This window comes from Peribacillus suis (genome assembly GCF_059384845.1).
This window is the reverse complement of sequence record NZ_CM182019.1, coordinates 472,404-497,384: the sequence shown is the minus strand read 5'-3', so window position 1 is coordinate 497,384 and position 24,981 is coordinate 472,404. Positions and strand designations below refer to the sequence as shown.

The window sequence follows — 24,981 nt, the reverse complement described above, 5'->3', positions numbered from 1 at the left end:
ATGGAAGTTTCACTCTGTAAACGTAGTGACCCCATATCGTACGGCAAAAACGGCAGCCTGGGTGCGGTCACGTAATTCAAGTTTGGAAATGATATTGGAAACATGGTTTTTCACGGTGCCCTCCGTGATGCACAAAGTGGCTGCGATTTCCTTGTTACTTTTTCCATGGCCAAGATCCCGAAGGACATCATATTCCCTGTTTGTTAAATCACCAAGGACAGCAGGCGATTCACTCGCTTTCCTTTCTTTTTCGCTCCTTAACTCTCGAAGCATGTGTATGGTGATTTCCGGGGGCAGCACCACCCCACCTGATTGAACGGTCCTGATGGCATTTGCAATCATGTCCGCTGACATGTCCTTCAGCAAATACCCGCTCGCCCCTTCCTCCAATGCTGAGAAAATGAGGGCACTATCTTGAAACGTTGTAAGCATCAGCACCTTTGTATGGGGAAGTTTTGATGTAATCAACTTTGTCCCTGCCACACCATTCGTCTGTGGCATCCGGATATCCATCAACACAATATCCGGTTTCATTTCCACTGACCGTTCATAAGCCTCCATGCCGTTACTTGCCACGCCAACCACTTCCAGTTCTGGACGCAAATTCAACAAAGCCGCCAAACCGTCACGGATGAGCGGCTGATCATCAACCACCATTACCCTTATCATCACGTTCCTCCTATCGCCCATTTTTTCTCGTTTAACGGGAACTCTGCGGTCATATGGAACCCTTGGGCTTCCTTGCTTCCATATGACAACACCCCACCCATTTCATTAATCCGGTCTTGCATCGTCTTCAACCCGAACCCTGGAATGATAAGGCTTGCACCCTTGCCGTTATCCTGGATCTCAACCCTCACCATTTCCGGAATGCAGACCAGCCTGATTGAACTAACCGTTGCATTTCCATGACGTTTTGCATTGGTTAGACTCTCCTGAATCACACGGATGAGTGTTGGCTGAAGGGTATGGGGAATATGGCTGGAATCCCCCGAAAGTTCTACAGTCGATTTCAGGCCTGTCGATTGGTGAAATTCATTCAGCAACCTATTCACACTTGTCAGGAAAGCCGTCTCGTCTTCATTCAATGCCTGAACGGAATAGCGAACCTCCTCCAAGGCACCCTGGGCCAAATCCTTGCAAATATTCATCGTACCCTTCGCCTTTTCCAAGTCATGGTCAATCAGTTCATAAGCTAGCTCCATCTGCACGAATAAGGCTGTCATCTTATGTCCCACCGTATCATGTATCTCCCTTGCAATCCGGTTTCTCTCTCTGATTTTTGCCGTTTCCTCTGCCTGAAGGGAATATTCCTGCAACCGTTTATGGGCCACAGACAGCTCTTCATGCGCCTCATTCAATTGTAAGTATTGCTCATTCACCACATCACTGGCCTCAGTGAGTTTCCGGATCAAATTGCCGACTACAGACGTAAAGGCGACAAATGAGAAACTCATGAGGTTATCCATGATATCCAGCGTACCTGTTTGTAAATAGGCCGAAACCATAACCAACCCCCATAGGAATACAAAAAACAAGCCAAATATCCTATGTTTCTTAGACTCCGAGACAAGGATAAACACAGTAATCGCAACGACACCGACTAGAATCATATAAAGGGTAGTCTGGGGGAACAAAAATCCATATACAAAACTGAGGATGCCATCGAAATAGACGATTCGGAGATCATGTTGAATTGAATCCTTATAAAAAAGCAAATAATGATTCAGGATAAAACCAATAGCGATCAAGATGAGCAGGCCTTTTACATATGGATTGGAATCCGGAATCCTCCAGTAATACATAAAGCTGATCATCAAGAACATGACAATCCGTAGATTGACTAACCACCCCATGCCGTCCGCCCTCTTTCCTTCTCTCTTCTACCATCATGCCTAAATTATGGTAGAAAATAAAGAGCTTATTTTTCCGAAAACGAAAAAACCCCCCTGTTCAGGAGGGTCTCATATTCTCTTATTCTTAAAAGAACTCATGATATAGCGCCTGGATGGCCGTCTCTTCGCTATGACCCTTCACACCGAACATCATGCTCACTTCGGAAGAACCTTGGTTAATCATTTCAATGTTGACCTTAGCATCGGCCAACGCTTTCGATGCCCTAGCCGTTGTTCCCACATTATGACGCATGCCTTCACCGACGACCATGATCAAGGCCAGATTATGTTCAACAATGACTTGATCGGCATGAAGCTCCTGCTTAATGCGCGAAACAATTTTCGCCTCGGCCTCTTCACTCATTTGATCTTGACGGAGGATGATCGTGACATCATCAATGCCAGATGGGGCATGTTCATAAGATACACCGTAATCTTCAAGAATATGAAGCAATTTACGACCGAATCCAACTTCACGGTTCATCAAGTATTTATTAATGTAAATACTGCAAAACCCTTTGTCACTCGCAATCCCTATGACGGGCCCATTCATATTATCACGGGTACTCACAATCCTTGTCCCCTGTGCACTCGGATTGTTCGTGTTCTGTATATGTACTGGAATACCAGCACGGAATGCAGGGATTAACGCTTCATCGTGAAAGACCGAAAAACCGGCATAAGACAGTTCTCGCATTTCCCGATACGTCAATTCACGTATTCCCTTCGGATTGGACACCACATGTGGATTCACTGCGTACACGGCATCCACGTCCGTAAAGTTCTCATATAAGTCTGCCTTGACGCCATTTGCAAGAATCGAACCCGTAATATCCGATCCGCTCCTTGAAAAGGTTAAAACATCCCCATCCATTGTATATCCGAAGAATCCGGGGAATACCACGATACCCGGCTCCTCACGAAGTGCATATAAACGCTCATATGATTCAGGAAGCACCTGTGTATATCCGCCCTCATCCGTCACAATCAAGCCGGCTTTCATCGGGTCCATATACTGAGCCTCTACCCCACGACTCCGAAAATAGGCTGAAACCAGCTTCGCATTATTATCTTCTCCGCTCGCCTTCAAGGCATCCAAATAACGCTTCGGTTTACTCTGGTCTGCATGCAGCAGGCTATATAAATTGTCACGTATCTCCGCAATGACCTCTCCTGGAATGTCTAACTCCTCAGCAATACTCGCATATCGAGAAACGACATCTTCTATTAAAAGCCCACCATCATCCCCATGCAACTGGCGTTCCGCAGCGGCAATCAGTAAATCCGTCACCTTTATATCATCAGAATTGCGTTTCCCTGGTGCTGAAACAACGATGACTTTTCTCTCTGGATCTGAAACCACAATTTCGAATACCTTCTTCAATTGTTCTCCCGACGCGAGTGAGCTCCCGCCAAACTTTGCTACTTTCATCCCGACAACCCCTATTTTTAGAAATATTCTGTCAAAATCAACTCTCCCTATTATTACGCTTTTTTACGAAACAATCAAGGATTAATTCCATTATATGAGGACATATGTATTTTTGATAAAGACAATTCGAATGAAATTTTCATGATGGTTAAATTGCCTTATCCTATCCGCCCAATTTAAGTTCTAAACATAAAAAAGCTTCCCGAAAAATCGAGAAGCTAAATCATTAAAGCCCACATTTCACTTACCGATTATCCACAGTTTCTGGATACAAGTCATGGTTCATCAACCGGTAACTCGCCATTTCTTCAAACTTCGTCCCTGGTTTTCCATAGTTCGTATAAGGATCAATGGAAATGCCACCCCGTGGAGTGAACTTGCCCCAGACCTCAATATACTTCGGATCCATCAATTCGATTAAATCATTCATGATGATATTCATGCAGTCTTCGTGAAAATCTCCATGATTGCGGAAAGAGAACAAATACAATTTCAACGACTTGCTTTCGACCATTTTCACACTCGGAATGTAGCTGATATAGATGGTCGCAAAATCAGGCTGCCCCGTAATCGGACATAAACTCGTAAACTCCGGGCAATTGAACTTGACGAAGTAATCCCTGTTCAGATGCTTATTATCAAAGGACTCCAAAATTTCCGGTGCATAATCAAAGGAATATTGTGTACCCTGGTTTCCTAGTAGGGTGATATCCTTTAATTCTTCTTCTTTTCTTCCAGACATATAAACGTCCTCCTCTTCCACGTATCCAGGGAGGTTCATAATGGGGCCTCTACACAAATAAAAACCATATCTCCTTAAAGATATGGTTGATTCGCAAAATATCAAGCCATAGTTTTTTTAAGAGGGTGATGCTATGAACCTCTCCCGTTTATCGGGAATTCATTTGATTTTATCATGTGTAAATATAGTAGATAAACTCAATTCTGTCAATATCAAACTTTGAAACTTTCTTATCTTAAGCTAGAATATATAAAGAGTTTATCCTAAATGAAGGAAGAGATTACAGCCATGTGGATTTTTGCAGCCCTCATCACCAGTTTTTGTTTCGGCATCAATAACAGCATTTTCAAATGGAGTGGAACAAAAGGCCATTCCAAAATACATATCCAGTTCTTCTTTTATTTTGTTGCTTTCATTCTATCCATTATGTATGGTGTGCTCGTCGATGGGCTGAACCTGAATTGGGTCTCCATCCTGCTAGGTGCGGCAATCGGGGTCCTCAATGCTAATGGGAATATCCAAATGGCAAGTGCCTTTGAAAAAGGACCGGCAAGCCTGACTTCCCCTTTAATCGCGGCGAATACCATTTTCCCGATTCTCTGTGCAGCGCTCATTTTTCATGAGCACATTTCTCAGTTGCAATGGAGCGGCGTCATCTGTATGTTGCTCGCCACCTTGATCATCCAGTACACGCCAAATGCCAAAGGGAATCATCAGTATGTCCCTTGGATGATGCATACCTTATTTGCCATCTTCTCCTTTGGCGTACTCGGCATCCTGATGACGACAACGACACGCCTTCACCTGAGCTCCCTTGATATCCTGGTATCCATGTACGGAGGGGGAACGGTTTACCTCATGGTCGCGATGGGCATTAAACATGAGAAAATTAAATCTAAAGAAATCAAGATTGGTTCCTGTGTAGGCCTCTTGAGCGTAATCGGCTACGGCTGCTATTTCTTCGCCCTGAATACCGGCATAGCAAGCATCATCTTTCCAGTCGTCAGCCTCAACTGCCTGATCGTCGTGTTCGCTGGTTGCTACCTATTCAAAGAAAAACTAAAAACCTACCAAATCGCCGGCGTCCTCGCAGCCCTGATCGGAATCATCCTAACCAAAATCTAAAATTCAAACCCCATTCCCGAGCCACCTTGGGAAATGGGGTCTGACCCCTTAACCAACTGCCATGACCCCTGTCGTACCAAGCATATTTCACTTGAATGAATTCTGGGAAATAGGGTCTGACCCCAAAAAGTGTTGACATCTCATTTGATTTATCAGATAATTATGAATATTAAATATTTTAGAGAGCAGCATAGGCTAAATGTTTGATTGCCCGGTAAGAATGGGTATATAGTAAGTGTGTACTTTGAAGGTACCATGATAAAGAAAGGAAGATGGAAAATGGTTAAAGTTACTGTGAAAGTGGATTACAATGGAAAGTCATATCAAACGAATGTTCTTGCAAAACCAGGTGCTAATGAGCAAGAAATTTTTCAAACGGCGCTTCATCAAGTCGAGAAACAGTGGAAGGAATAAAAAAGCAGGCATCGCCTTAGATACCTGCTTTTTTTATTGCCTTTTTTTATGAAACTTCAAAGAATCCTATCGAATGTATCCCCTTACCCTACTATATGAAATTACCCCGAACAAACAAAAAAAGAGCGCCTTTTGAAGGACGCCCTCTTTTGATTAGATTCTCTTACAAGTAACCCCAAGTCATAGCTAGTAAAGTACCAAAGACCGTGAATAATGCAATGAACATACCGTAATAAACGTTTACGTAAATTGCTTTTCCATCTTTCGTTTCACCAGCATGCATGAATACAACAAGCTGAAGACCTGCTTGTATAAATGCAGTAACAAGAAGTACCGTCATACCAACTGGGAATGACATATCAAAGAAGTAAACCGCAATAGCCACTGCAGTAAGAATCATTGAGAATACAAAACCCATTACTTGTTTTCGTGGGAACAATTCAGACATTATGAGATCATTCCTTTCAGATAGATGAAGCTAAAGATAAAGATCCAAACTACATCTAGGAAATGCCAGTATAGAGAGAAGATAAACGATTTATTAGCTGTTGCCGGAGTCAATCCGCGCTTTTTAACCTGAAGGATAATGAACGTTCCCCAGAATAAACCAGCAGTTACGTGAGCTCCATGTGTACCTAGTGTTGTCATCAGCATAGCTGTGAAAGCACTAGTTTGTAATCCTGCCCCAATATGAACATAGTGCATAAACTCGTAAATTTCAACGCATAAGAATCCTAGGCCTAGCAAAAGCGTGATAGCAAAGAATGTCATCATCGCTTTCTGTCTGCCAAGACGCATGGCGTGGATACCAAGACCGATAACAAAACTACTTGTTAAAAGTAAGATTGTTTCAGCTAGAACTGGAGTGATTTCAAAAATCTCCACTCCAGGTCCTCCAGCAGTACGATCCTGTAATACGAAATATCCAGCAAATAGTGTAGCGAAAAGCATAATTTCAGCACCAAGGAAAATCCAGAAACCAAATATCTTCAGACTATTCTCTTCAGTACTATATTCAAGTGGCAGCGAGTTATCAATTTTCATTATTTAGCACCTCGCAATTTTGATTCTGTCTCTTCAATTTCTTCAACTGAAATGTAGTGACCATGATCTTCCTCGAATGACCGAAGCGCCATACAAACAAAGATCGCGATTGTTGCAACGATAGCAGGAATCCAAAGTGCAAATATGAATGAGAAGCCCCAAACAAAGAAAATCGCACTCATGATGATCGGCATTCCGCTATTATTAGGCATATGAATTTTTTCGTACTTGCCTGGGAATAAGTCATGTCCCTTTTTCTTAGCATCCCAAACAGGTTCAATTGAATTAACCTGTGGTAATACGGCAAAGTTATATTCCGGTGCAGGGTTATGAGTAGACCATTCAAGAGAACGAGCATCCCATGGATCTGAACCGATGTTTCTTGGAGAGTAACGTACGCTGTAGTACACGTTATAGACGATTACTACAAAACCTACAGCAAGTCCTGCTGCACCAATGAATGAAATCATATTCATCAACCCGAATCCAGTTGATTCAGAATATGTGTACATACGACGTGCTTGACCATCTAATCCACTGAAGAACATTGGCATAAAGGCAACTAATGTACTCATTGTAATGATCCAAGCTGAGATCTTACCAAGCTTTTCATTTAACATGAAACCGAACATTTTTGGCCAGTAGAAATGCAGACCAGCTAGCATCGCGAATACAACACCAGGAATAATAACCATATGGAAATGGGCTACCAAGAACATTGTATTATGGTACTGGTAATCGGCTGCTGACATACCAAGCATTACCCCAGTAACACCACCGATAGTAAAGATCGGTAAGAATAGTACTGAATAAATCATTGGAGTGGTAAATGTAATCTTACCTTTCCAAAGCGTGAACAACCAGTTGAATATCTTAACTCCGGTTGGAACAGCAATCGCCATCGTTGTGATAGAGAAGATACTGTTTGTAAGTGCTCCTTGACCCATAGTAAAGAAGTGATGCACCCATACTAAGAATGAAAGAAGCGAGATAAGAACCATTGAAGCTACCATTGATTTATAACCATATAGGTTACGTTTGGCAAAGGTTGAGATAACCTCACTATAAATACCGAATGCCGGCAAGATTAAGATATAAACCTCAGGATGTCCCCAAACCCAGAAGAAGTTGGCCCAAAGCATATCCATACCGCCACCAGTTGTTGTAAAGAAGTGGGTTCCGAATAATCTATCCATTGTTCCCATGATAAGCAACACTGTTAATACAGGGAAAGCGAAAACAATGATTAAGTTAGTGATTAAAGCTGACCAAGTAAACATTGGCATTTTCATCAATGTAATACCAGGTGCTCTCATTTTCAGGATTGTAGTGATGAAGTTAATACCCGTCATCAATGTACCAAGACCTGAAATCTGAAGAGCGAACATGTAATAATTCGAGCCTACCGACTCACTGAAGTCATTACCTGCCAGTGGGAAATAAGAAGTCCAACCTGCATCAGGAGAACCACCGACTACGAATGAAATGTTTATTAACATCGCACCCATAAAGAATAACCAGAAACTTAGTGCATTTAGACGTGGGAATGCTACGTCACGTGCACCGATTTGAAGCGGAACAACGATGTTCATGAACGCCATGATAAATGGCATGGCCATGAATATGATCATTACGACACCATGTGTCGTGAAAATTTCATTATAATGCTGTGCATCTAAAAGAGTGTTATCTGGTACGGCAAGTTGTGCACGCATCATGATAGCATCTGCGCCACCGCGGAAAAGCATGGCTAAAGCAGCAATTATATACATGATACCGATACGTTTATGGTCAACCGTTGTTAACCATTCACGCCAAAGATAACCCCATTTTTTGAAATAGGTCAAACCAGCAATTATGGCAAGCGTAGTAAGACCAATGGCAACCATCGATGCGTAAATCGCAAGACTTGGATGAGGTACGGCAAATCGATCAAAGAATTCCATACTATCGTGACTCCTTTTGGAAATTTATTGTTTACCCTGTAAGGTTAGTTGTATAACTAACCCCACATCTTAATGATTGCTATGTTCTTCGTGCTCTTCGTGCTCTTCGTGTGAATCATGTCCTTCGTGTGAACCTTCGTCTGATCCATGATCATGTCCACCATTTTCACCCTCAGGAGCAGGACTGAATTCTAGATGAGTTCCAGTGTAAGTGGATGTACCAAGATGACCTGGTTCTAATAACTCATCGAATTTATCTTCTGTAAGAGGTTTAGCAGTTTGATGCACTTCATCTACCCATTCATCAAACTCGGCTTCAGGCATTGCTGTAACGTTGAACGTGTTCTCAGCGAATCCTTTACCACTAAAGTTTGCGTTTCTACCCATGTATTCACCTGGTTCGTCAGCTGCTAGGTGCAGAGTGTTAACCATGTCGCTCATTGCGTATTTTTGACCACCAAGTTGTGGAATCCAGAAACTTGTGATTGGTCCATAAGAGTAAAGTTTGAATTCAAGCGGACGGTCTGTTGGAATGTATAAATAGTTAACCGTTTCAATATTTTCTTCTGGATAACTAAAATGCCATTTCCAGTTAGATGTTGAAGCGTAAACAACCAAAGGCTCTTTATCTTCATATCCTTCAGGTGTTGCCTCTACTTTATAGTTACTTTGAGTAGAAACAATAGAAAGGAAACCTACAATTAAAATTGGAACACCAACACAAATTGTCTCTACTAGTTTACTTCCTTCAATATGAGGCGGTTCGTAATCCTTACTTTGTTTAGAAGCTCTGTACTTGACTAACATATAGATTAAAATTCCAAAAACGACTAGAACGATAATCGACATTAATCCAATAGATAACATTATGTCCTTAGCTTGCGTTTCAGCTTGAGGCCCTTTTGGATCTAAGACCATTAATGGTTCGCAGCCTGTTAACACTGTGGCAACAGTAAAAAGGATGGTTAAAAAAGCCCACTTTATTTTCATCGTGCTACCCCTCTCTTAGTATAATATATTTGACATTGGTAATTATTCGGAGAAAACATTTACCAATCTTTAAACCTCTTATTCTCATATCTTAGTTCCAAGTGGAAAAAAAGACAATATGAAATGAAGAATGTCATAAAAAGTTCATTTAAAAACCGTAAATATGTGGTAAATGAGCAGTTATATTGTATTATTTTTTTCTTATGCCCTATAATAAATCCTTATAATGAAAAACGAGACAGCTTCCCAAAGTACAGGATTGTCCCTACCTATGTCTATTTTATTTTATATTAATATAGTGAAATAAACAATTGTAACATTATACATCATGGGGAAATATGCCTCAAAATCACCTCTAATGTTAAATATTTCACAATATTAGTAGGATAATATGTCTAATCTGGTATAAACATCCTTTTTCTTCACTTACTTATTTTATTCTGATATAAATTATTGTAAGTGTTTTTCCCTTAGCCATTGTGGAAACTAAAAAATCATACTTTTTTATCATTACCTGCATACAGTTTTTTTAAAGTAAATAAGCGTTTCTTCTATTGAAGAAACGCTCTACTCTCCTAATAAAAAAGAAGAGGCTGTCTAATAAGTCCCTAAAATAAAACAGGTGGAGAAAAACGAGTTGTTTTTCTCCACCTGTTTTTCTATTTCTATAATAATTTACTGAAAGTAGCTGACGTAACCCAGCTATCTTCAGTAAATTATGTGCCATGGCTACGATGCCAAACTCCGTTTGTACTTTCGCTAAGCCCCGAAGCGAAAAGCGACGGAACGACCTATTGCCCTTGATATGACCAAAAACACTCTCTACCTCGATTTTTCGTCGAGCGTAAAGTTGTGCATTCGATTCAGACCAAAGGTTCACTTTTGCTTTCGCTTTTAATTCTTCATAAACTGGATTAACATGCACTTGGCGATTTCCTGTCGCCTTTGTACATTGAGATTTTAATGGGCAATCCGTACAATCCTCACATTCATAAATTTTAAAGTCACGTGTGAATCCATTTTTATCCGTACGGGTCGAGTAACGCTTAAATAAAACCTTACGGTTATTTGGACAGGTGTATTCATCCTTTTGTTCATCATATGCCCAGTTACTCGCATGACGAATATCTTTTTTATAGCTCCGTTTTTGTTCCGTTAAAAAAGTATTGTAAGGAATCAAAGCTTCAAATTCTTCTTCCAAAGAGTAGAGATAGTTTTCTTCACTGCCATAGCCGGCATCTGCGATGACGTTTTTCGGGAATGGTAGCGATGTATTCTTCAGTGCCTCTATATGCGGCTTGAAACAACGCGTATCAGTTGGGCGTTGATGTATCGTATAAAAAAGAATGAATTGATTTTCCGTTGCCATTTGAATATTATAACCAGGTTTTAGTTGTCCGTTATTCATATGATCATCTTTCATTCGCATAAATGTCGCATCCGTATCGGTTTTAGAATAACTATTTCGATCGCCAAATAGAGCATTTTGTTGTTTATATTTTACTAATCGTGGACCTAAGTCTTCGCGCACTAATTTCAATAGTTTCTTAACCGGACTGAGTTCCCGTCGTTTTTCTTTTCGTACCTGGACATCTTCTTCAAGTTGGATACCATTCGTTTCCTTTTCAACTTTTTCCACTAATGCTTTTTCTATTTGAGTTAGTTTTTCCTCTGCCGTTAATGAGGAGGTTTCATCTTGAGTAGACAGTTCAAGACCCTCTTCATTTGCAATGGTCTGAATCTGTTGGTACGTTTCTTCGATTTTTTCTTGCAGCTTCGCCTCAAATTTGGTCGTCGCCTTTTTCCACACAAATGAATACTTGTTTGCGCTTGCTTCAATCTTTGTTCCGTCTAGAAAATAGTTCTCCATTGTGACGTGCTTTTCTTCTATTAGTTGATGGATCATTTCTTCAAATAGCTTCGGAAGGAGCTTATCCATTTGTTGTGTGCGAAATCGATTAATCGTTCGATAATCCGGTTTTTGCAAGGCAGCCAGCCACATTGTTGGGATATTTTCTTTAACCAGTTTGGCGATTTCACGACAGGAATAGACTTTTTGAGAATAGGCATACAAAATGACTTTCGTCATCATTTTAGGATGGTAAGAGCTACGTCCGCCACCATTATAGTGCTCAAAAAAGACATTATCTTCTACTGATTCAATCATTTGATCAATCACACGCGCCACGTGGTGAACCGGAATGAGATCCTGAATGTCAAAAATAACAGTGGTTTGTTGGTTATCATAGGGAATAAAAGTAGGTGTAGAATTTCGTTTTTGAGGAACGGTAGTTTCCGTAGTTTCCTCTTGAATGGTGAGTGGTAGTATAGTTTGTTCCATGTTATAATTTTCTGTAGTGATCTTTGGATTGCTCATAAAAAATCGTCCTTTCGTAAATGGTGTGTGGTAACTTCATTTTACTAAAAAGGGCGATTTTTTTGTGCATAAATTTCATAAAAAAAGGGTTGCCCTAAAAGTCATTTTCCTGACTTTTGGGACAGCCCCTTCTTTTTGTTTTGGAATTGAATTTTATAAGCTTCGTTGTTTCCGGTATAATTCTTTCCCCTTTCTTGGTGTTCGCCGTCATTTCTTCTGCCAAGACAAATAATATACCAACCAAGAAAATACTCGCTGCACTTAACGCTATGGTTATCCCTATTGTTGATAGCACATACCCTCCGTTGTAACCGCTTACAGAAAAACTGATTAAAAACAATATAATTCCGATTGTACATCCTGTGCCTGATACCCATTTCAATGCATCCATGATCTTCTGATTAGCTTCCATCCTGTCAGCTCCTTTTCTTTCTATTTTAACAATTTTCACATTTTTGTCAACATTTCTACTATTTTACATTATAAACACGTTGTTTTCCTTGACAAATCATTTCTCTTTATTGGAAGGGAATATAGATATGTTCCCTCATGGTTATATTATTAGCTATACTAAAAATTCTACTCTAAAAGAAAAGACTTCGGACAGTTTTCAATCCGAAGTCTTTTCCTATTAAGAACCTTTCAAGGTTATCGTCAACGTCTTTTCTTTTGCCCCTCGATAGATCTTGAATGTTACCTTGTCACCTATTTTCTTATCTTTGTACAGTTGTTTTCTCAATTCAGCAGCCGTGCCAATCTTGGCGCCATCAATCGCCACGATGATATCCTGTTGCTGGAGACCTGCATCCGCAGCCGCCGAACCTGGTTCTACACTATTGACCATTACCCCGGCTTTTGCAGGCTCAGGCATTTTCTGTAGATAATATTGCGGGAGTTCCTCTGTATTGGTAAGACTGACACCTAAATAGGGTCGCGTAATTTTTCCCTTTTCGATTAGCTCTTTTACTATCGGAATGACCTCGTTACTTGGAATCGCAAAGCCTAAGCCCTCCACTCCACTTTCCGATATTTTCAAGCTATTGATGCCAATCACTTCACCAGCCGTATTGATTAAGGCACCCCCGCTATTTCCAGGGTTGATGGCCGCATCCGTTTGTAACACATCCAGCTCCCATTCGCCGTCCGAAGTATCAACCGAAATCGCCCTTCCCGTTGCACTAATGATTCCTTGTGTTACTGAGCGCGAAAAATCAAGTCCGAGCGGATTCCCGATGGCCAATACCTCCTCACCTGGTCGAATGCTATCAGAATCACCAATACTGACGGCTTCCGGAGCAATTGAATCATCAATCGTCAACACCGCTAAGTCCGTTAAGGCATCAGCACCGACCACCTCTGCTGTTGCCTTTTTCCCGTCATATAACGATATTTCCACTTCCTTAGCTCCTTCGATTACATGGTTATTCGTGATGATATAGGCTTTGCCATTGTCTTTTTTATAAATGACCCCTGATCCCGTGCCACTTTCCACCGTTTCATTTTCCGTACTTTGTTGCTGGAGGGGATAACGACTTTGTGTTTCTTGAAAGTTGACGACACCTACAATCGATTTTGAAGCTGTTTCAACCATATCAGCCCTCTGATTGGAATCTGTACTCGTCGACAATTTTTGTGGAGTGACCGTTTGCTCTACGGCTGCGGTTTGAGAGGTTTCATTCACAGCTTCTTTCTCGGTATCCCCAAACTCACCCCCGAATACAAATACAGAAGAGGTTACTAAAGAAGCGACCACTCCTGAAACAAGGCCAGTAAACACATGTGACTTTACTTTTTTCGGTTTATCTTTCACCCTGACTTGTCCTTCATCATTATAGTTCTCCATCTTCTTCCCTCCTATTTATGACTTTCACCTGCCTCCATCATAAACAGGAATTATTAAAAAATTCTTAAGAAACCTTGAAAAAATATAAATTTCTTAGATGGACCGATATATTTGCGGCTTGGACCGATAAAGGTCTGGTTTTGACCGATAAAACATCCAAATTGACCGATATAAATACGGTTTTGACCGATAAACTGCTTACAACCAAAAAAAAGACGCCTCTATTAAAGGCGCCCCTCCTTACATCACTTCATACACTTCTTTTTTCTGCTTATTCACGCCATACCAGCCATACGTGGCAGTATGTCCACCTTCGTTACTATCATTGACGACTTCAAAGACTTGAAAAATATAGTCTCCCTTTTCATCATCGTGATCATATTGGATTTGTAGATGTGGATTGTTTTCGGCATCCACATAATCCTTCACCAGCTGCTCCGCTTTCGCTTTTGTAAAGGCTTGGTCCTGGTCCTTCTCCTCTTCAACCGGTCCTTCTTCGGCTGGTTCTTCCTTAGCGGCTTTTTCCTCTTCTTGTGCTTCCTTCGGCGTTTCTGTTTCTACTGCCGGTTTATCTTCAACTTCCGACTCGGGGATAGCTTCTGATTCCTCCCCCGATTGTTCATCCGTCGTTTCCTCTAAATCCGTCTCCTCTTCAACTGGTTCTACGTCGGCTTCTTCCGTTTTCACCAACATTTCCGTAGCCTTTTGAACCATCAACTTGCCTTCTTCAAACTTTGCCTTATATGCGGCTGCCTCTTCGAAAAAGACCTGTGCTCCTTCTACATCCTGTTCTTCGTATTTTTTCATTCCATCGTAAAGTAGGCCTGATAGCTCCATCAGCTCTTTCGCTTCCGCAGTGGGATCATCTTCATAAGCCAACTCAAATGCTTCATGTGCTTCTAAATAATTCTCTTCCTTTAGTTGGCTTTTCCCCAATTCCATGTTTGAGTCATACATCCTCGTTGCACAACCTGAAACGATAAATACCATCAATAAAATACATACGGATAATTTCTTCATAGTAGCACTCCCCATCCTTGTTCAATGTCCTAAGTTGTCCTATCAATCTCTAAATCTATCTTACCCTATTTCATAAGAAATATCTGACATCTATGTATGAAAGCGACTTTTTTATAGGATATTCATTTTTAGGGTTACTTTTTTACAAATAGTGGTACATCATAATTAAACACTTGAAGGGGTGGTATAAATGAGTCAAGAAAAGCAGACGTATCATGTGGATTTAGTGAGTGGGGATATTCTGGCACAGAAACTAGATGAAAACCCAAGCTTCACCATACAAGCGAATGATGACGAATTAGCCGAGTTAAAGCAATGTTTGGACGATCATCTGAAAGATGATCTTGAAGCTTTTGCCCGTTCTCACGTACCTTATCTTCTCTACCATCATGACCGGGCCAATGATAAATATGATGCGGCCATGAAAAAACTATACCGGATCATATACAGATTAGGTGACGAGGCCGCCCGGAATCACATTGAGGAGATTGGCATATTGGAGGATAACAAATTCGAGGGAGACAGTGAAATCCAGAAGTTTAAATAAGCACCCCATTAGAACAGGATCTTATATATGAAGATTCTGTTTCTTTTTTCATATAAGGAGGTAGGGATGATAAGAGCGATGAAGTTTGTCCTATTGGCTTGCTCTCTTTGTCTACTGTATGGATGCATGCAAAATCCATCCAGTAAAAAAACCGTGGAGGAAAGTGAAGCAAGCCCAACAACGGAAGAGTCCTCTGAAGAAAGCGGCCTCGAGCAAGGGGTCAGCCAAGTGGCGGAAGGATATTCACAGGCACCCGGGGAAAACGATGCAATCGGTTCAGATAAAGAAAAAGAAATTTATCTTTACATGAAGTCACTATACAACACTGGAGGACAGAATATTCAAGACGCCATCACGGAAAAGGCGAGTAACAAATTCGAGATTACACAAGAACAGGCCGGTACGATTTATATGCAGTATGAAATGAAGTTATCCAAGCCCAAATGAAAAATTCGCCACACTGAAACAAAAGACCAGCAATCATGGCGACTGCTGGTCCTTAATGTTTCAGTGTTTTTGTTTATAATAGGTCACAGCCAAGGCAAGGGCGAGAACTGCGCCTTTCACGATGTCCATTGCATAATATGGGACCGACATCATGATTAGCCCATTTTGCAGAATTCCAATCAAAACGGCCCCGATGAACGTTCCGAAAGCATTCGGTTTACCTGCTCCTAGAACAGAAGAACCAATGAAGGCCGCCGCCACCGCATCCATTAAATAGGGAGAACCTGAATTGATTTCCGATGTCATGACGCGGGAAGCAAGGACGATCCCGCCGATAGCAGCGAACAGCGCCGACAGAAGATAGGCCACTACTTTATATTTATTGACCGAGATTCCCGAAAGTCTAGCCGCCTCCTTATTTCCCCCAATGATGTACATATAACGGCCATGCTTCGTGTAGGTCAAAAAGATATGAGTCGCAACGACAATGACGCCCATGATCAGGATAATCCAAGGCACTTGTCCGATTTTGGCGAAAAATGGGCTGATTAAACCTGTAGCGAATGTTCCATCAGGCATCACCATGTTTTGTGAAACCGTGGCCCCTTTTGTATAAGTAAGGGCAAGCCCTTGAATGATGAACATGGTCGCCAATGTCATCAGCATGTCCGGGATCCTTAACTTTACAATCATGAATGAATTCAATGCGCCCACCACAAGCGAAGCACCAATGGCCGCTATTATCGCAATCAACGTATCCTGGGAAAACCAGACAAACATCGAGATGACGATGGCATTGGCTAATGAGGCAACGGAGCCAACTGACAAATCGAAGCCGTCAACCGTCAAGGAAATCGTGATCCCGATGGCGATGATCGTCACGATGGAGATGGAACGTAAAATGTTAATAAGATTATTCGTTTGAATGAACGATGGATTCGCAATAGCAAAAACGGCAATCAAGATGATGATCGTCAGAATCGTTCCATATTTATAAAAGAATTCGAACAGATCAACTTTTTTCCTGGCTGGCGTTGTTGGTTTCTCTGTAAGAACCGGAATTGGTGTACTCATCCTATTTGCCCCCTGTTGAGTAGAATAGTAGTTCTTCTTCATTTGTCTTGCTTGTCTCTAGCTCCTTGACCATCCTTCCGTCATATAAAACATAGGTCCTGTTTGTGATTCCTATGATTTCGGCCAATTCGGATGATGCATAAATAATCGCTTTCCCCTTTTGGGCTAACTTTGCGATCAGTTCAAAAATATCCTTCTTGGCCCCGACGTCGACGCCTTTTGTCGGCTCATCGAATATGTATACATCCGCATCAGCCAATAACCACTTTCCGATGGCGATCTTTTGCTGATTGCCCCCTGATAGGTTTTCGACCTTCGCTTCCTCTGAAGGCGTTTTGATCCCAAGAGTGGCTATCAGGTCTTTCGCCTTTATCTTTTCTGCCTGGCGATCGACGAAGCTGAATGCCTTACTGAATTTCCCGACACTTGCAGCAGTCAGGTTCGTAGTAACAGACTCCTGTACGAGAACGCCTTCTTTCCTCCGTTCTTCGGGGACTAGTGCCAAGCCGCTCTTCACAGCATGATGGGGCGTTTTCAGAATAAGCTTCCTTCCATTCAGCACAACTTCCCCCGTTATAATGGCCGTATGACCGAAAAGCGTTTTACAAAGCTCCGTTTTCCCTGCCCCGACAAGGCCCGCTAAACCGACTATCTCACCGGCCCTCACATGAAGACTGACATCTTTGACTTTATCGGCATCCGACAGTCGGTTCACTTCAAACATCACCGCACCAATCTCGGCATTCACGACGGGAAACTGTTCTTCCATTGACTTTCCAAGCATCTGCTCAATCACTTCGTTTTGTGTGATATCCGTAATTCTACTGCGCCTCACACTCTTCCCATTTCTCATGATTGTAATGTCCTCACACACTTCAAATATCTCGGGTAGACGATGAGAAATGAAAATAATGCCTACACCACGTTGCTTCAGCTCATTCACAATCCGGAATAGTTCCGTTGTTTCCGTATGGCTTAACGGAGCAGTCGGCTCATCGAGAATCAAGAATTTACATGCGGTTGAAACGGCCCTAGCTATCAAGACCATCTGCTTTTCGGCCAACGTAAGGTCCCTTACCAGTTTTTTCGAAGACACATGGATGTTCATATCTTCCAAGATTTCCGTCGCTTTTCTATGTAATTCCTTCCACTTGATGATTTGTTTTCTCCCCATGTTCTGTACGGATTCATTCAGCATCACGTTCTCCGCAACCGTTAAATAAGGAATGAGGGCCGTATCCACTTCCTGATACACAATTTGAATGCCAGCTTCCTGTGCCGACTTTGGCGACCGGATATCCTGTACCTGGCCATTTAGAAAAATGTCGCCGGTATAATGGACATGAGCTCCTGATAAGACTTTCATTAGCGTCGATTTCCCTGCTCCATTTGCGCCGACCAATGCATGTGCTGTTCCCGACTGTACTGAAAAATCAACTTCACTAAGCGCTTTTACACCTGGAAACTCAATCGATATTTGTTTCATTTCTAGTTGAATGCCCATGTCCAATCCCTCCCATTAAACAGACACTCTCTTCAACTTGAAAGAGAGTGTCTACTGATTCTGATCGTTACTTCTTATAATGTTCTTTCAATACTTTCATCCAGTCTTCTTCAAATTCCGTTGATACTCCCCAGCCTTGAACAATGCCGGATAGATTGGTCATATTGACAGCGTCCTTCGATGATTGAAGCTGTTTTTGAGATATCAATGATGCTTCTAAATCATAGGTTTGCGGCGTTTCTTCCCCCGCTAGTTTTTTCGCTAGCAGTCTCATATTCACTGCACCAATCAACTTCGGATCAACCGCTGCGGTATACGACCATGAGCTTCCTTTTGTTTGAATCTCCTGAAGGTCGGCATTGGACACGTCAATACCATAGATTTTCACTTCATCGCGCCCCGCTTCTTTTATCGCACGAGCTGCTCCGATAGCGAATGCATCCCAGGTTGCGAAAATTGCGTCTATTTTACCTTTTGGATACTTGTTCAACATCGCCGATACCGCGTTTTGCGTCTGGACAGAAGTATCTGAAGATGCCACTCCGAATCTTTCAATTTCATGAATGCCAGGATTTTCTTTCAGCTTTTCTTGATACACGGCATTTCTTCTCACCATAGGAGGGAAACCATCTACCCAAAGGTATGCAATGTTCGCTTCGCCTTTTTGCTCTTCAATCAATTTGTCAAAAGCAAGAGTTGCCAATGCTTCGTCATCTTGTGAGGTTACTGTTACCCCATCAATTTTCGTTAAATCGCCGATGGAATCGAATGTGACTACGCTTTTCCCTGCATCAACCAACTTTTGTACGTCATTCACTGTCGCTGCATCATCACCATGGGAAATGATATAGCCATCATAGTCTTCCTCCAGAGCCTGAGCGATGGCGTCATGGAATTTAGCCGTATCGCCATTGGCCGTAAAAGTATCTACTTGGAAGCCAAGTGCTTCTCCTTCTTCTTGCGCCCCTGCTAAGTATTGGGCCGTGTGATCATCTCCGCCAATTTTACGAATGACTTTAATTTTAGCTCCCTCGCCTTTCGCAAATCGTTCTGGAACATTTTCAAAAGATACCTTTTCCTCTTTTTTCGCTTCCCCTGTACTTTGTCCCGAAGAACACCCCGTCAAAAGCAACGCCGAAGCGATGACGGAAACGAAAGCTCCTTTTAAAATTGATTTTCCCATTTTAATTCCCCCTATTTTTTACATTATTCTTATCTGTTAGCTCGGCATAAACACAAAATAAAAACCTCTCTAAAATAGAGAGGTTTAATCAGCTGGTTTGCAGACTTATCCCTCTCTTATCTGTCAAAACATTTCTGTTTTGCAGGATTTAGCACCAATTCCTAATTGGAACGGTTGCTGGGCATCGTAGGGCCAGTCCCTCCGCCACTCTTGATAAGAGAATATAATGTGTTACGTTTCGTTATGGTAAGTACCACTTTATAGGGATATAGTCATTAAGTCAATAGTTTTTAGAATATTTTAAATGTTTTATTTTCCTTGCAGTTTCGCCAGGCGTCTTTTCTCGATTTTTTCAAGGCGTTCGAATTGGCGCAGTTTCACTTCGAACAGGGTAATCGGATCACGGTAGACTTCAGGATTTTGTCTCATATGTTCCAATGTAGCCTGCTGTTCTTTGATTTCGGCTTTCGTCTGTTCGATATTTTTTTCAAGGATGGCAAATGGACTGCGGTAGAACAGGGATATGTCACGTTCCAAGGATTTTTCGAACAATCCAAACTGAGTAAGGAATCTGTCACTGATCATATCGGCAACATCCTGGAAGTCTTCATTTTCCAAGAACTTCTTATATCGATTGTACATATTCGCTTTATTTTGCGGAATCGCACCAAATAGCTTCCCGGCTCCCTTAAGAATCAACTGAGATGGGGTCCTTCTTAGTAATATGTTTACATTTTCTATCCGGATGCTGCTTGTCATCCGGTCCGCATCACGGCGCCAGTCATCCAAGACCCGGAAGTCCCCGGCCAGTACAATACGTTCTTCTTTGTATAGCTCATTGAAGCCTGCGCTCATCTCATCCATGAACTGTTGGCTTTGCGTGAATTCTAACTCAGATGTAGCAATCCAGTCTTGAAGCGAGCGGAAATACTGCGGCATGATTTTATCGGATATAAATGCCTGGATCCGATCGTTCATTTCCTGATTCAACTGTATATGCACTTGGCTAAAGTCACTATTCTCAGATAATGTTTTAGAGCAATCACGCAGTAATTCAGGAATTCGTGTGGAAAGCTGTTTTTTCACTTCTTCTTTTAATAAGCGATAAGATCTTGTAATGTTTTCGGTTTTTTCTTTTTCCAAATCAGTCAACTGATTCGTAGCGCCATTCAACTTCACTTCCATCTGTTCATTCCAAGAAATCGAATGCTCGCATTTCCGTTCATTCGCTGCCCGTTTTTCTAATAGATAGGATAAAGTTTTACGCGTGAAGGCAAGGAGCTTCTCCGCCCTCATTTCCTTCCAATTGCTATCTTGATAGTTTGCGTGAAGGAAGACAGCTAGATCCTGCAGTTGCTGTTTGCTGTCATAAAGCTTGGAGAAAGCAAATACCTTCGCGTTCGGGAAATAAGCATTCACCTTATCCCATGTTTCATCTTCCATCCTGACTGCCACTTGATCACTATAGATGGTATCCATTTTATTCAGCAAGAAATGAATAGGAAGTTTAGGGGCCATTTGTTGCATTTCCAATAGCAAATCACGTTCACTGCCCGTGAAAGGTGCCCGTGCATCCAGAACGAACATCACTCCATCGCTCTCCAGTAAGTAATTTTGGAAGTCAGGGTCTACGCTTTTCTCTCCATTAAATCCTGGAGTATCCAGTAGACGCAGGCGATTATTTCTCAAATAATCACTGATGAGTGTCACATCGACAATCGTTCCGCGTTGACGACGCGTTTCATCCAACTCCGTTAACTCTTCGACCATTTTACGATCTGTATCGGTAATTTCATAGATTTCCAGGTCATCGCCATCTTTAACGCTCACAAGAGATGAATGGTCTTCCGCTGCAATGCTTTCACCCGCTATCGATTGAATGAAGGATGTCTTGCCATTTCCTGCACTTCCAACAAGAAGCAGATTGAAATTGCTCATATCCTTAATTCCCTCAACCATCCATTTCAGCTTATTGCCGACTGATAGATCATTGCTCTCTGCCCATTGAATGATGGAGTGAATCAGTTTTTCGCCTGCTTCGAGACCGCCTCCCAATCTAGGGGATTTCGCTAACAGACTTTCTGCATCTTGAACAACAAGTGCGCTCACTGTATCTGGGAAAATCTCATTCCAGGAAAGGACAGATGCCGCTGCAAATAACGAAATCTCCCCTTCAGCGATTTTTAACCAATTTTCCAACAGTCTTGGTACGACAGGACTTAACTCTTTGACTAAATGCGTACCTTCTAGTAATCCTGCATAGGCATCGCGATAATAGACGGAAAGCTCATACCAAACATCCCCGTTGTTCAATTCGATTTCATCGATCAATTTATTGATGACCTTAAGCCATTCAAAGTAAGAATCCGTATATTTATAGTTCTTCCAAAGGGCTACCGTCATTTTCTCAAAACGATCTTGGTCAAGATTATATAAGGATCTAAGCACGTTCGCGAAATAATCCGGAGCCGTCGATTGTGCAACGCCCTGCTGGATGTATGTTTTCAAAACATCGAACCAAGCCATTGACTCCGTACGGATACTTTCGTTGGCCGCTAAAACTATCGCGCTATTCCAATCCTTTTGCGCATCAAAGAAGGAACGCGCAATTTCCGTGACATTTGGATAATCCGGTTGGAAATCGACTGCTTCCTTCACCACTTTGGATGCCAGATCATTTCTTGTTTCTACTATGTATAGTGAAAACAGTTGCAGAAGGACTTCCGTCTTTAATACAGGTTCGCTCGTATTAATGGCTTTATAAATATCTTCTGCCGTCGAATACATCTCTAGCTCAAAGTAGGCATCAGCAATATTCTTCTTAGCCCATTCAGCAAGATTGCCCTCTATATTCTCCCATTTAAATATGGCCGCCTCAAAGTCATGATGCAGGAAGTACACTTCCCCCTGGGCAAACCTGATTGTGGTTAAATCCGATCTTTCCTTTTTTTGTTCCACGAGAAACATTTCTCCCAAGGCTTGAATCGGATGCTTATTTATGTCATCAATCATCGTTTCATAGAACTTTTTGCCAATCAGCTGTTCTTCCATCGTAATTCCCCCGATATATTTCATATTTTCAAGTAAAGGATCAAATCAATAGGTTCCTTTAGATAAGAAAATGATCTGTCAAAGCTCCAACTTATTATTTTAACAAAACAATATGGTAACAACATGTCATAACTCTTACAAGTTTAAAACAGAAACCGCCAGGCTTGTAATGTTTTTAACAAATCGACTCTCTCCCTTAAAATATGCTTTTATGGATTTCACCAGGATATGAAGCAATGCGAGGGATATTTCCTATACCATTAAATTACCAGAATCCCCGTTCACACACTACCTTAAAATGGTAAAAAATAAAATAATATAAAAAAAGCAGCACCTTTGATCATGAAGGATACTGCTCTCTGATAAGCATTGAACAGTAATTGTCCTTTGACAAATTGGGATTATACCCCTGTGCGCTTACGTTGATTATTGGGCTTTTTAGTTAATTGGCTTTTAAGCGGTTTTGTTTTTTTCACAACACCGGTTTCTAGTTTATCTTTACTTGTTTCAGCTTGCTTTTGCGCCAATTTCTGCTTGACAGCATCCGCCAGGCTCAACTTTTTATTTTCAGACATCATATTGTCTCCTTTAGTGTTCTACTTCTATTATAATATAGATGAAGGTAGAAAGATAATAGGGAGTTTTTACGATTCTTTCGATTGATCATAAACCGTTTTAAACCATAGCAGATTCTCTAGGACTAATATCCTGTCCTAAAGAAGAATTCATCCTATTGACTTAGTATACTGAATTTGCTAAATTATTTTTAGATTATAATAGCTCCGTATGGACCGTACGTTGACTGATTGCCGTGGCTTTTAAAAAAACGCGGATATGGGTGGTAAAGCGAGCACACAACTCGTCCCTCTAAGTAGGGGCGTTTTTTTATTTTCTTAGTAATACTTTCACATGATCCCGTAGTCCATCCGGCGAGTTTTTCACTAGATCGTAAAAAGGAGACATCATCATGAAAAAAACAGACGTATTATTTATCGGGCTTATGCTTTTCTCCATGTTCTTCGGGGCGGGCAACCTGATTTTTCCTCCATTTTTGGGAGCCTCATCAGGGACTTCCTTCTGGCCGGCCATCGCAGGATTTATCGTCACAGGCGTCGGACTCCCGATTCTAGTTCTGGTCGCCGTTTCCCTCGTCAAAGGCGGGGCAGAAACGATTGGGTCGCGTGTGCACCCAACTTTCAGCAAGATTTTCATGATCGTCATCTATTTAAGCATCGGACCTTTCCTTGCCATACCCAGAAATGCTAACGTCGCCTATGAAATGGGATTGAAACCCTATCTTGGCGACACGATAGGCCAATCGCTCTTTTTATTCCTATTCACGATTGCATTCTTCTTGATTGTTTATGCCATATCGATGAATCCTGAAAAAATGGAGACCATCATGAGCCGTTGGAGCACGCCCACTCTATTAGGGTCTATTGTCATCCTTTGTATCGTTGGCTTTATAAAACTGGATGCACCCTTCCAGGCACCAACAGAGGCGTACGTAACAGGTGCTTTTTCAAAAGGGTTCATTGAAGGTTATAACACGATGGATGCTTTAGCCGCCCTAGCCTTCGGGATTGTCATCCTGACCTCCATCCAAAAGAGAGGGGTATCGGACCGTAAGCAGCTGACTAAGTACACCATAAAGGCTGGAATGGTCACAGCAATCTTCCTATCTCTTGTGTATACATCCTTAGGTTTCATGGGAGCACGCATGGCTGCGAACGGTTCTTATGAAAATGGAACCGATATCCTGACCGCCGCTTCTACCCTATTACTTGGGACAGGCGGGAAAACCCTTTTGGGGATCATCTTCCTATTGGCCTGTATCGCATCCGTAGTAGGATTAACAACAGCCTGTGGACATTATTTTTCCAATCTCATTCCTAAGGCCAGCTACAAAACGGTCGTCCTGCTCATTACGCTAATCGGGTTCACTCTATCCAATCTAGGATTGAATCAAATCTTAAAAGTATCCGTACCTTTCCTAGTGATGGCCTACCCTTTAACAATTGTCCTGGTCGCTTTGACGTTCTTCAGCCGTCACTTTAAAAATCCAAAAAAAGTATACCGGAGCGCTATGATTTTCACCGGTATCTTTGCCCTGATCGATGGACTGAGCGCTTTTGATGTACCATTAGGACTCGTGGAAACATTCACCGAAGCCCTTCCGTTTTCTGAACATGGAATGGAATGGGTCCTACCAGCCTTGGTTGGCACGGTCATTGGCATTATACTAAGCCAAGCAGGGAAAGCATCACCCACCGAAGACATGGTAACCAAATAAGTGGAGCAGATGAGTCCGTTGATTCATCTGCATTTTCCTCGCCTTCTATTGCTT

22 protein-coding genes and 1 riboswitch are annotated in these 24,981 nt (G+C 41.8%); of the genes, 5 read left to right on the top strand and 17 right to left on the bottom strand.

Annotation, left to right across the window (positions count from 1 at the left end):
• Positions 1-9: 9 nt before the first annotated feature.
• The 4 genes from AC503W_RS02430 to queF form a co-directional block, all read right to left on the bottom strand.
• Positions 10-669: a response regulator gene (locus AC503W_RS02430; RefSeq protein WP_402872008.1), complete on the bottom strand. Its 660-nt coding sequence runs from the start codon at positions 667-669 to the stop codon at positions 10-12.
• Positions 669-1,856 carry a histidine kinase gene (locus AC503W_RS02425; RefSeq protein WP_402872011.1) on the bottom strand — a complete coding sequence of 396 codons (1,188 nt, stop codon included), beginning with the start codon at positions 1,854-1,856 and terminating at the stop codon, positions 669-671. The genes AC503W_RS02430 and AC503W_RS02425 overlap by 1 nt, the downstream gene beginning before the upstream one ends.
• 124 nt (positions 1,857-1,980) lie before the next feature.
• On the bottom strand, positions 1,981-3,327 hold the full coding sequence (locus AC503W_RS02420) for an aspartate kinase (RefSeq protein WP_402872014.1): 1,347 nt from the start codon (positions 3,325-3,327) through the stop codon (positions 1,981-1,983).
• 244 nt (positions 3,328-3,571) lie between these two features.
• The gene (gene queF, locus AC503W_RS02415; RefSeq protein ID WP_494915855.1) at positions 3,572-4,069 is read right to left on the bottom strand and encodes a preQ(1) synthase; all 498 of its coding nucleotides are present in this window, start codon (positions 4,067-4,069) and stop codon (positions 3,572-3,574) included.
• A 267-nt stretch (positions 4,070-4,336) separates the two neighbouring features.
• Here queF and AC503W_RS02410 point away from each other — a divergent pair, with 267 nt between their 5' ends.
• Both AC503W_RS02410 and AC503W_RS02405 read left to right on the top strand, forming a co-directional pair.
• Entirely contained in the window at positions 4,337-5,194 is an 858-nt protein-coding gene (locus AC503W_RS02410) for an EamA family transporter (RefSeq protein ID WP_494915853.1), read from the top strand.
• Positions 5,195-5,473: 279 nt separating this feature from the next.
• A complete protein-coding gene (locus AC503W_RS02405) occupies positions 5,474-5,608 on the top strand; it encodes a BA3454 family stress response protein (RefSeq protein WP_402958509.1) in 135 nt (44 codons plus the stop codon).
• 163 nt (positions 5,609-5,771) lie between these two features.
• Here the strand turns inward: AC503W_RS02405 and qoxD are convergent, their stop codons facing one another.
• The 8 genes from qoxD to AC503W_RS02365 all read right to left on the bottom strand — a co-directional run bounded on the left by qoxD (position 5,772) and on the right by AC503W_RS02365 (position 14,828).
• Positions 5,772-6,056 (bottom strand): cytochrome aa3 quinol oxidase subunit IV, encoded by a 285-nt coding sequence (gene qoxD / locus AC503W_RS02400; RefSeq protein WP_402872024.1) that lies wholly within the window; start codon positions 6,054-6,056, stop codon positions 5,772-5,774.
• On the bottom strand, positions 6,056-6,652 hold the full coding sequence (gene qoxC / locus AC503W_RS02395) for a cytochrome aa3 quinol oxidase subunit III (protein ID WP_402872026.1): 597 nt from the start codon (positions 6,650-6,652) through the stop codon (positions 6,056-6,058). The genes qoxD and qoxC overlap by 1 nt, the downstream gene beginning before the upstream one ends.
• On the bottom strand, positions 6,652-8,598 hold the full coding sequence (qoxB, locus tag AC503W_RS02390; protein WP_402872029.1) for a cytochrome aa3 quinol oxidase subunit I: 1,947 nt from the start codon (positions 8,596-8,598) through the stop codon (positions 6,652-6,654). The genes qoxC and qoxB overlap by 1 nt, the downstream gene beginning before the upstream one ends.
• A gap of 69 nt (positions 8,599-8,667) precedes the next feature.
• Positions 8,668-9,588 carry a cytochrome aa3 quinol oxidase subunit II gene (gene qoxA / locus AC503W_RS02385; protein ID WP_402872032.1) on the bottom strand — a complete coding sequence of 307 codons (921 nt, stop codon included), beginning with the start codon at positions 9,586-9,588 and terminating at the stop codon, positions 8,668-8,670.
• Between the two features lie 529 nt (positions 9,589-10,117).
• Positions 10,118-11,965 carry an IS1182 family transposase gene (locus AC503W_RS02380; protein ID WP_494915849.1) on the bottom strand — a complete coding sequence of 616 codons (1,848 nt, stop codon included), beginning with the start codon at positions 11,963-11,965 and terminating at the stop codon, positions 10,118-10,120.
• Positions 11,966-12,059: 94 nt separating this feature from the next.
• Complete coding sequence (locus AC503W_RS02375) at positions 12,060-12,377, bottom strand: hypothetical protein (protein ID WP_494915847.1); 318 nt, start codon at positions 12,375-12,377, stop codon at positions 12,060-12,062.
• A 219-nt stretch (positions 12,378-12,596) separates the two neighbouring features.
• Positions 12,597-13,808 (bottom strand): S1C family serine protease, encoded by a 1,212-nt coding sequence (locus tag AC503W_RS02370; protein ID WP_407408468.1) that lies wholly within the window; start codon positions 13,806-13,808, stop codon positions 12,597-12,599.
• A gap of 240 nt (positions 13,809-14,048) precedes the next feature.
• Entirely contained in the window at positions 14,049-14,828 is a 780-nt protein-coding gene (locus AC503W_RS02365) for a COG3014 family protein (protein ID WP_427689177.1), read from the bottom strand.
• A gap of 190 nt (positions 14,829-15,018) precedes the next feature.
• Between AC503W_RS02365 and AC503W_RS02360 the strand changes: the two genes are divergently transcribed.
• Entirely contained in the window at positions 15,019-15,375 is a 357-nt protein-coding gene (locus AC503W_RS02360; protein WP_402872044.1) for a hydrolase, read from the top strand.
• A gap of 66 nt (positions 15,376-15,441) precedes the next feature.
• A complete protein-coding gene (locus AC503W_RS02355; RefSeq protein ID WP_427689179.1) occupies positions 15,442-15,822 on the top strand; it encodes a hypothetical protein in 381 nt (126 codons plus the stop codon).
• 60 nt (positions 15,823-15,882) lie between these two features.
• On the opposite strand, the gene AC503W_RS02350 is transcribed toward AC503W_RS02355, so the two are convergent.
• The 5 genes from AC503W_RS02350 to AC503W_RS02330 form a co-directional block, all read right to left on the bottom strand.
• On the bottom strand, positions 15,883-16,896 hold the full coding sequence (locus AC503W_RS02350; protein WP_402872050.1) for an ABC transporter permease: 1,014 nt from the start codon (positions 16,894-16,896) through the stop codon (positions 15,883-15,885).
• A gap of 1 nt (position 16,897) precedes the next feature.
• A complete protein-coding gene (locus tag AC503W_RS02345) occupies positions 16,898-18,400 on the bottom strand; it encodes a sugar ABC transporter ATP-binding protein (RefSeq protein ID WP_427689181.1) in 1,503 nt (500 codons plus the stop codon).
• A gap of 67 nt (positions 18,401-18,467) precedes the next feature.
• The gene (locus AC503W_RS02340; protein WP_402872056.1) at positions 18,468-19,583 is read right to left on the bottom strand and encodes a sugar ABC transporter substrate-binding protein; all 1,116 of its coding nucleotides are present in this window, start codon (positions 19,581-19,583) and stop codon (positions 18,468-18,470) included.
• A gap of 113 nt (positions 19,584-19,696) precedes the next feature.
• Positions 19,697-19,803: riboswitch (SAM riboswitch) on the bottom strand.
• An 89-nt stretch (positions 19,804-19,892) separates the two neighbouring features.
• Entirely contained in the window at positions 19,893-22,634 is a 2,742-nt protein-coding gene (locus AC503W_RS02335; RefSeq protein ID WP_427689183.1) for a GTP-binding protein, read from the bottom strand.
• Between the two features lie 401 nt (positions 22,635-23,035).
• Positions 23,036-23,212: a hypothetical protein gene (locus AC503W_RS02330; RefSeq protein ID WP_494915841.1), complete on the bottom strand. Its 177-nt coding sequence runs from the start codon at positions 23,210-23,212 to the stop codon at positions 23,036-23,038.
• Between the two features lie 389 nt (positions 23,213-23,601).
• Between AC503W_RS02330 and brnQ the strand changes: the two genes are divergently transcribed.
• Positions 23,602-24,927 carry a branched-chain amino acid transport system II carrier protein gene (gene brnQ, locus AC503W_RS02325; protein WP_427689185.1) on the top strand — a complete coding sequence of 442 codons (1,326 nt, stop codon included), beginning with the start codon at positions 23,602-23,604 and terminating at the stop codon, positions 24,925-24,927.
• Positions 24,928-24,981 lie beyond the last annotated feature (54 nt).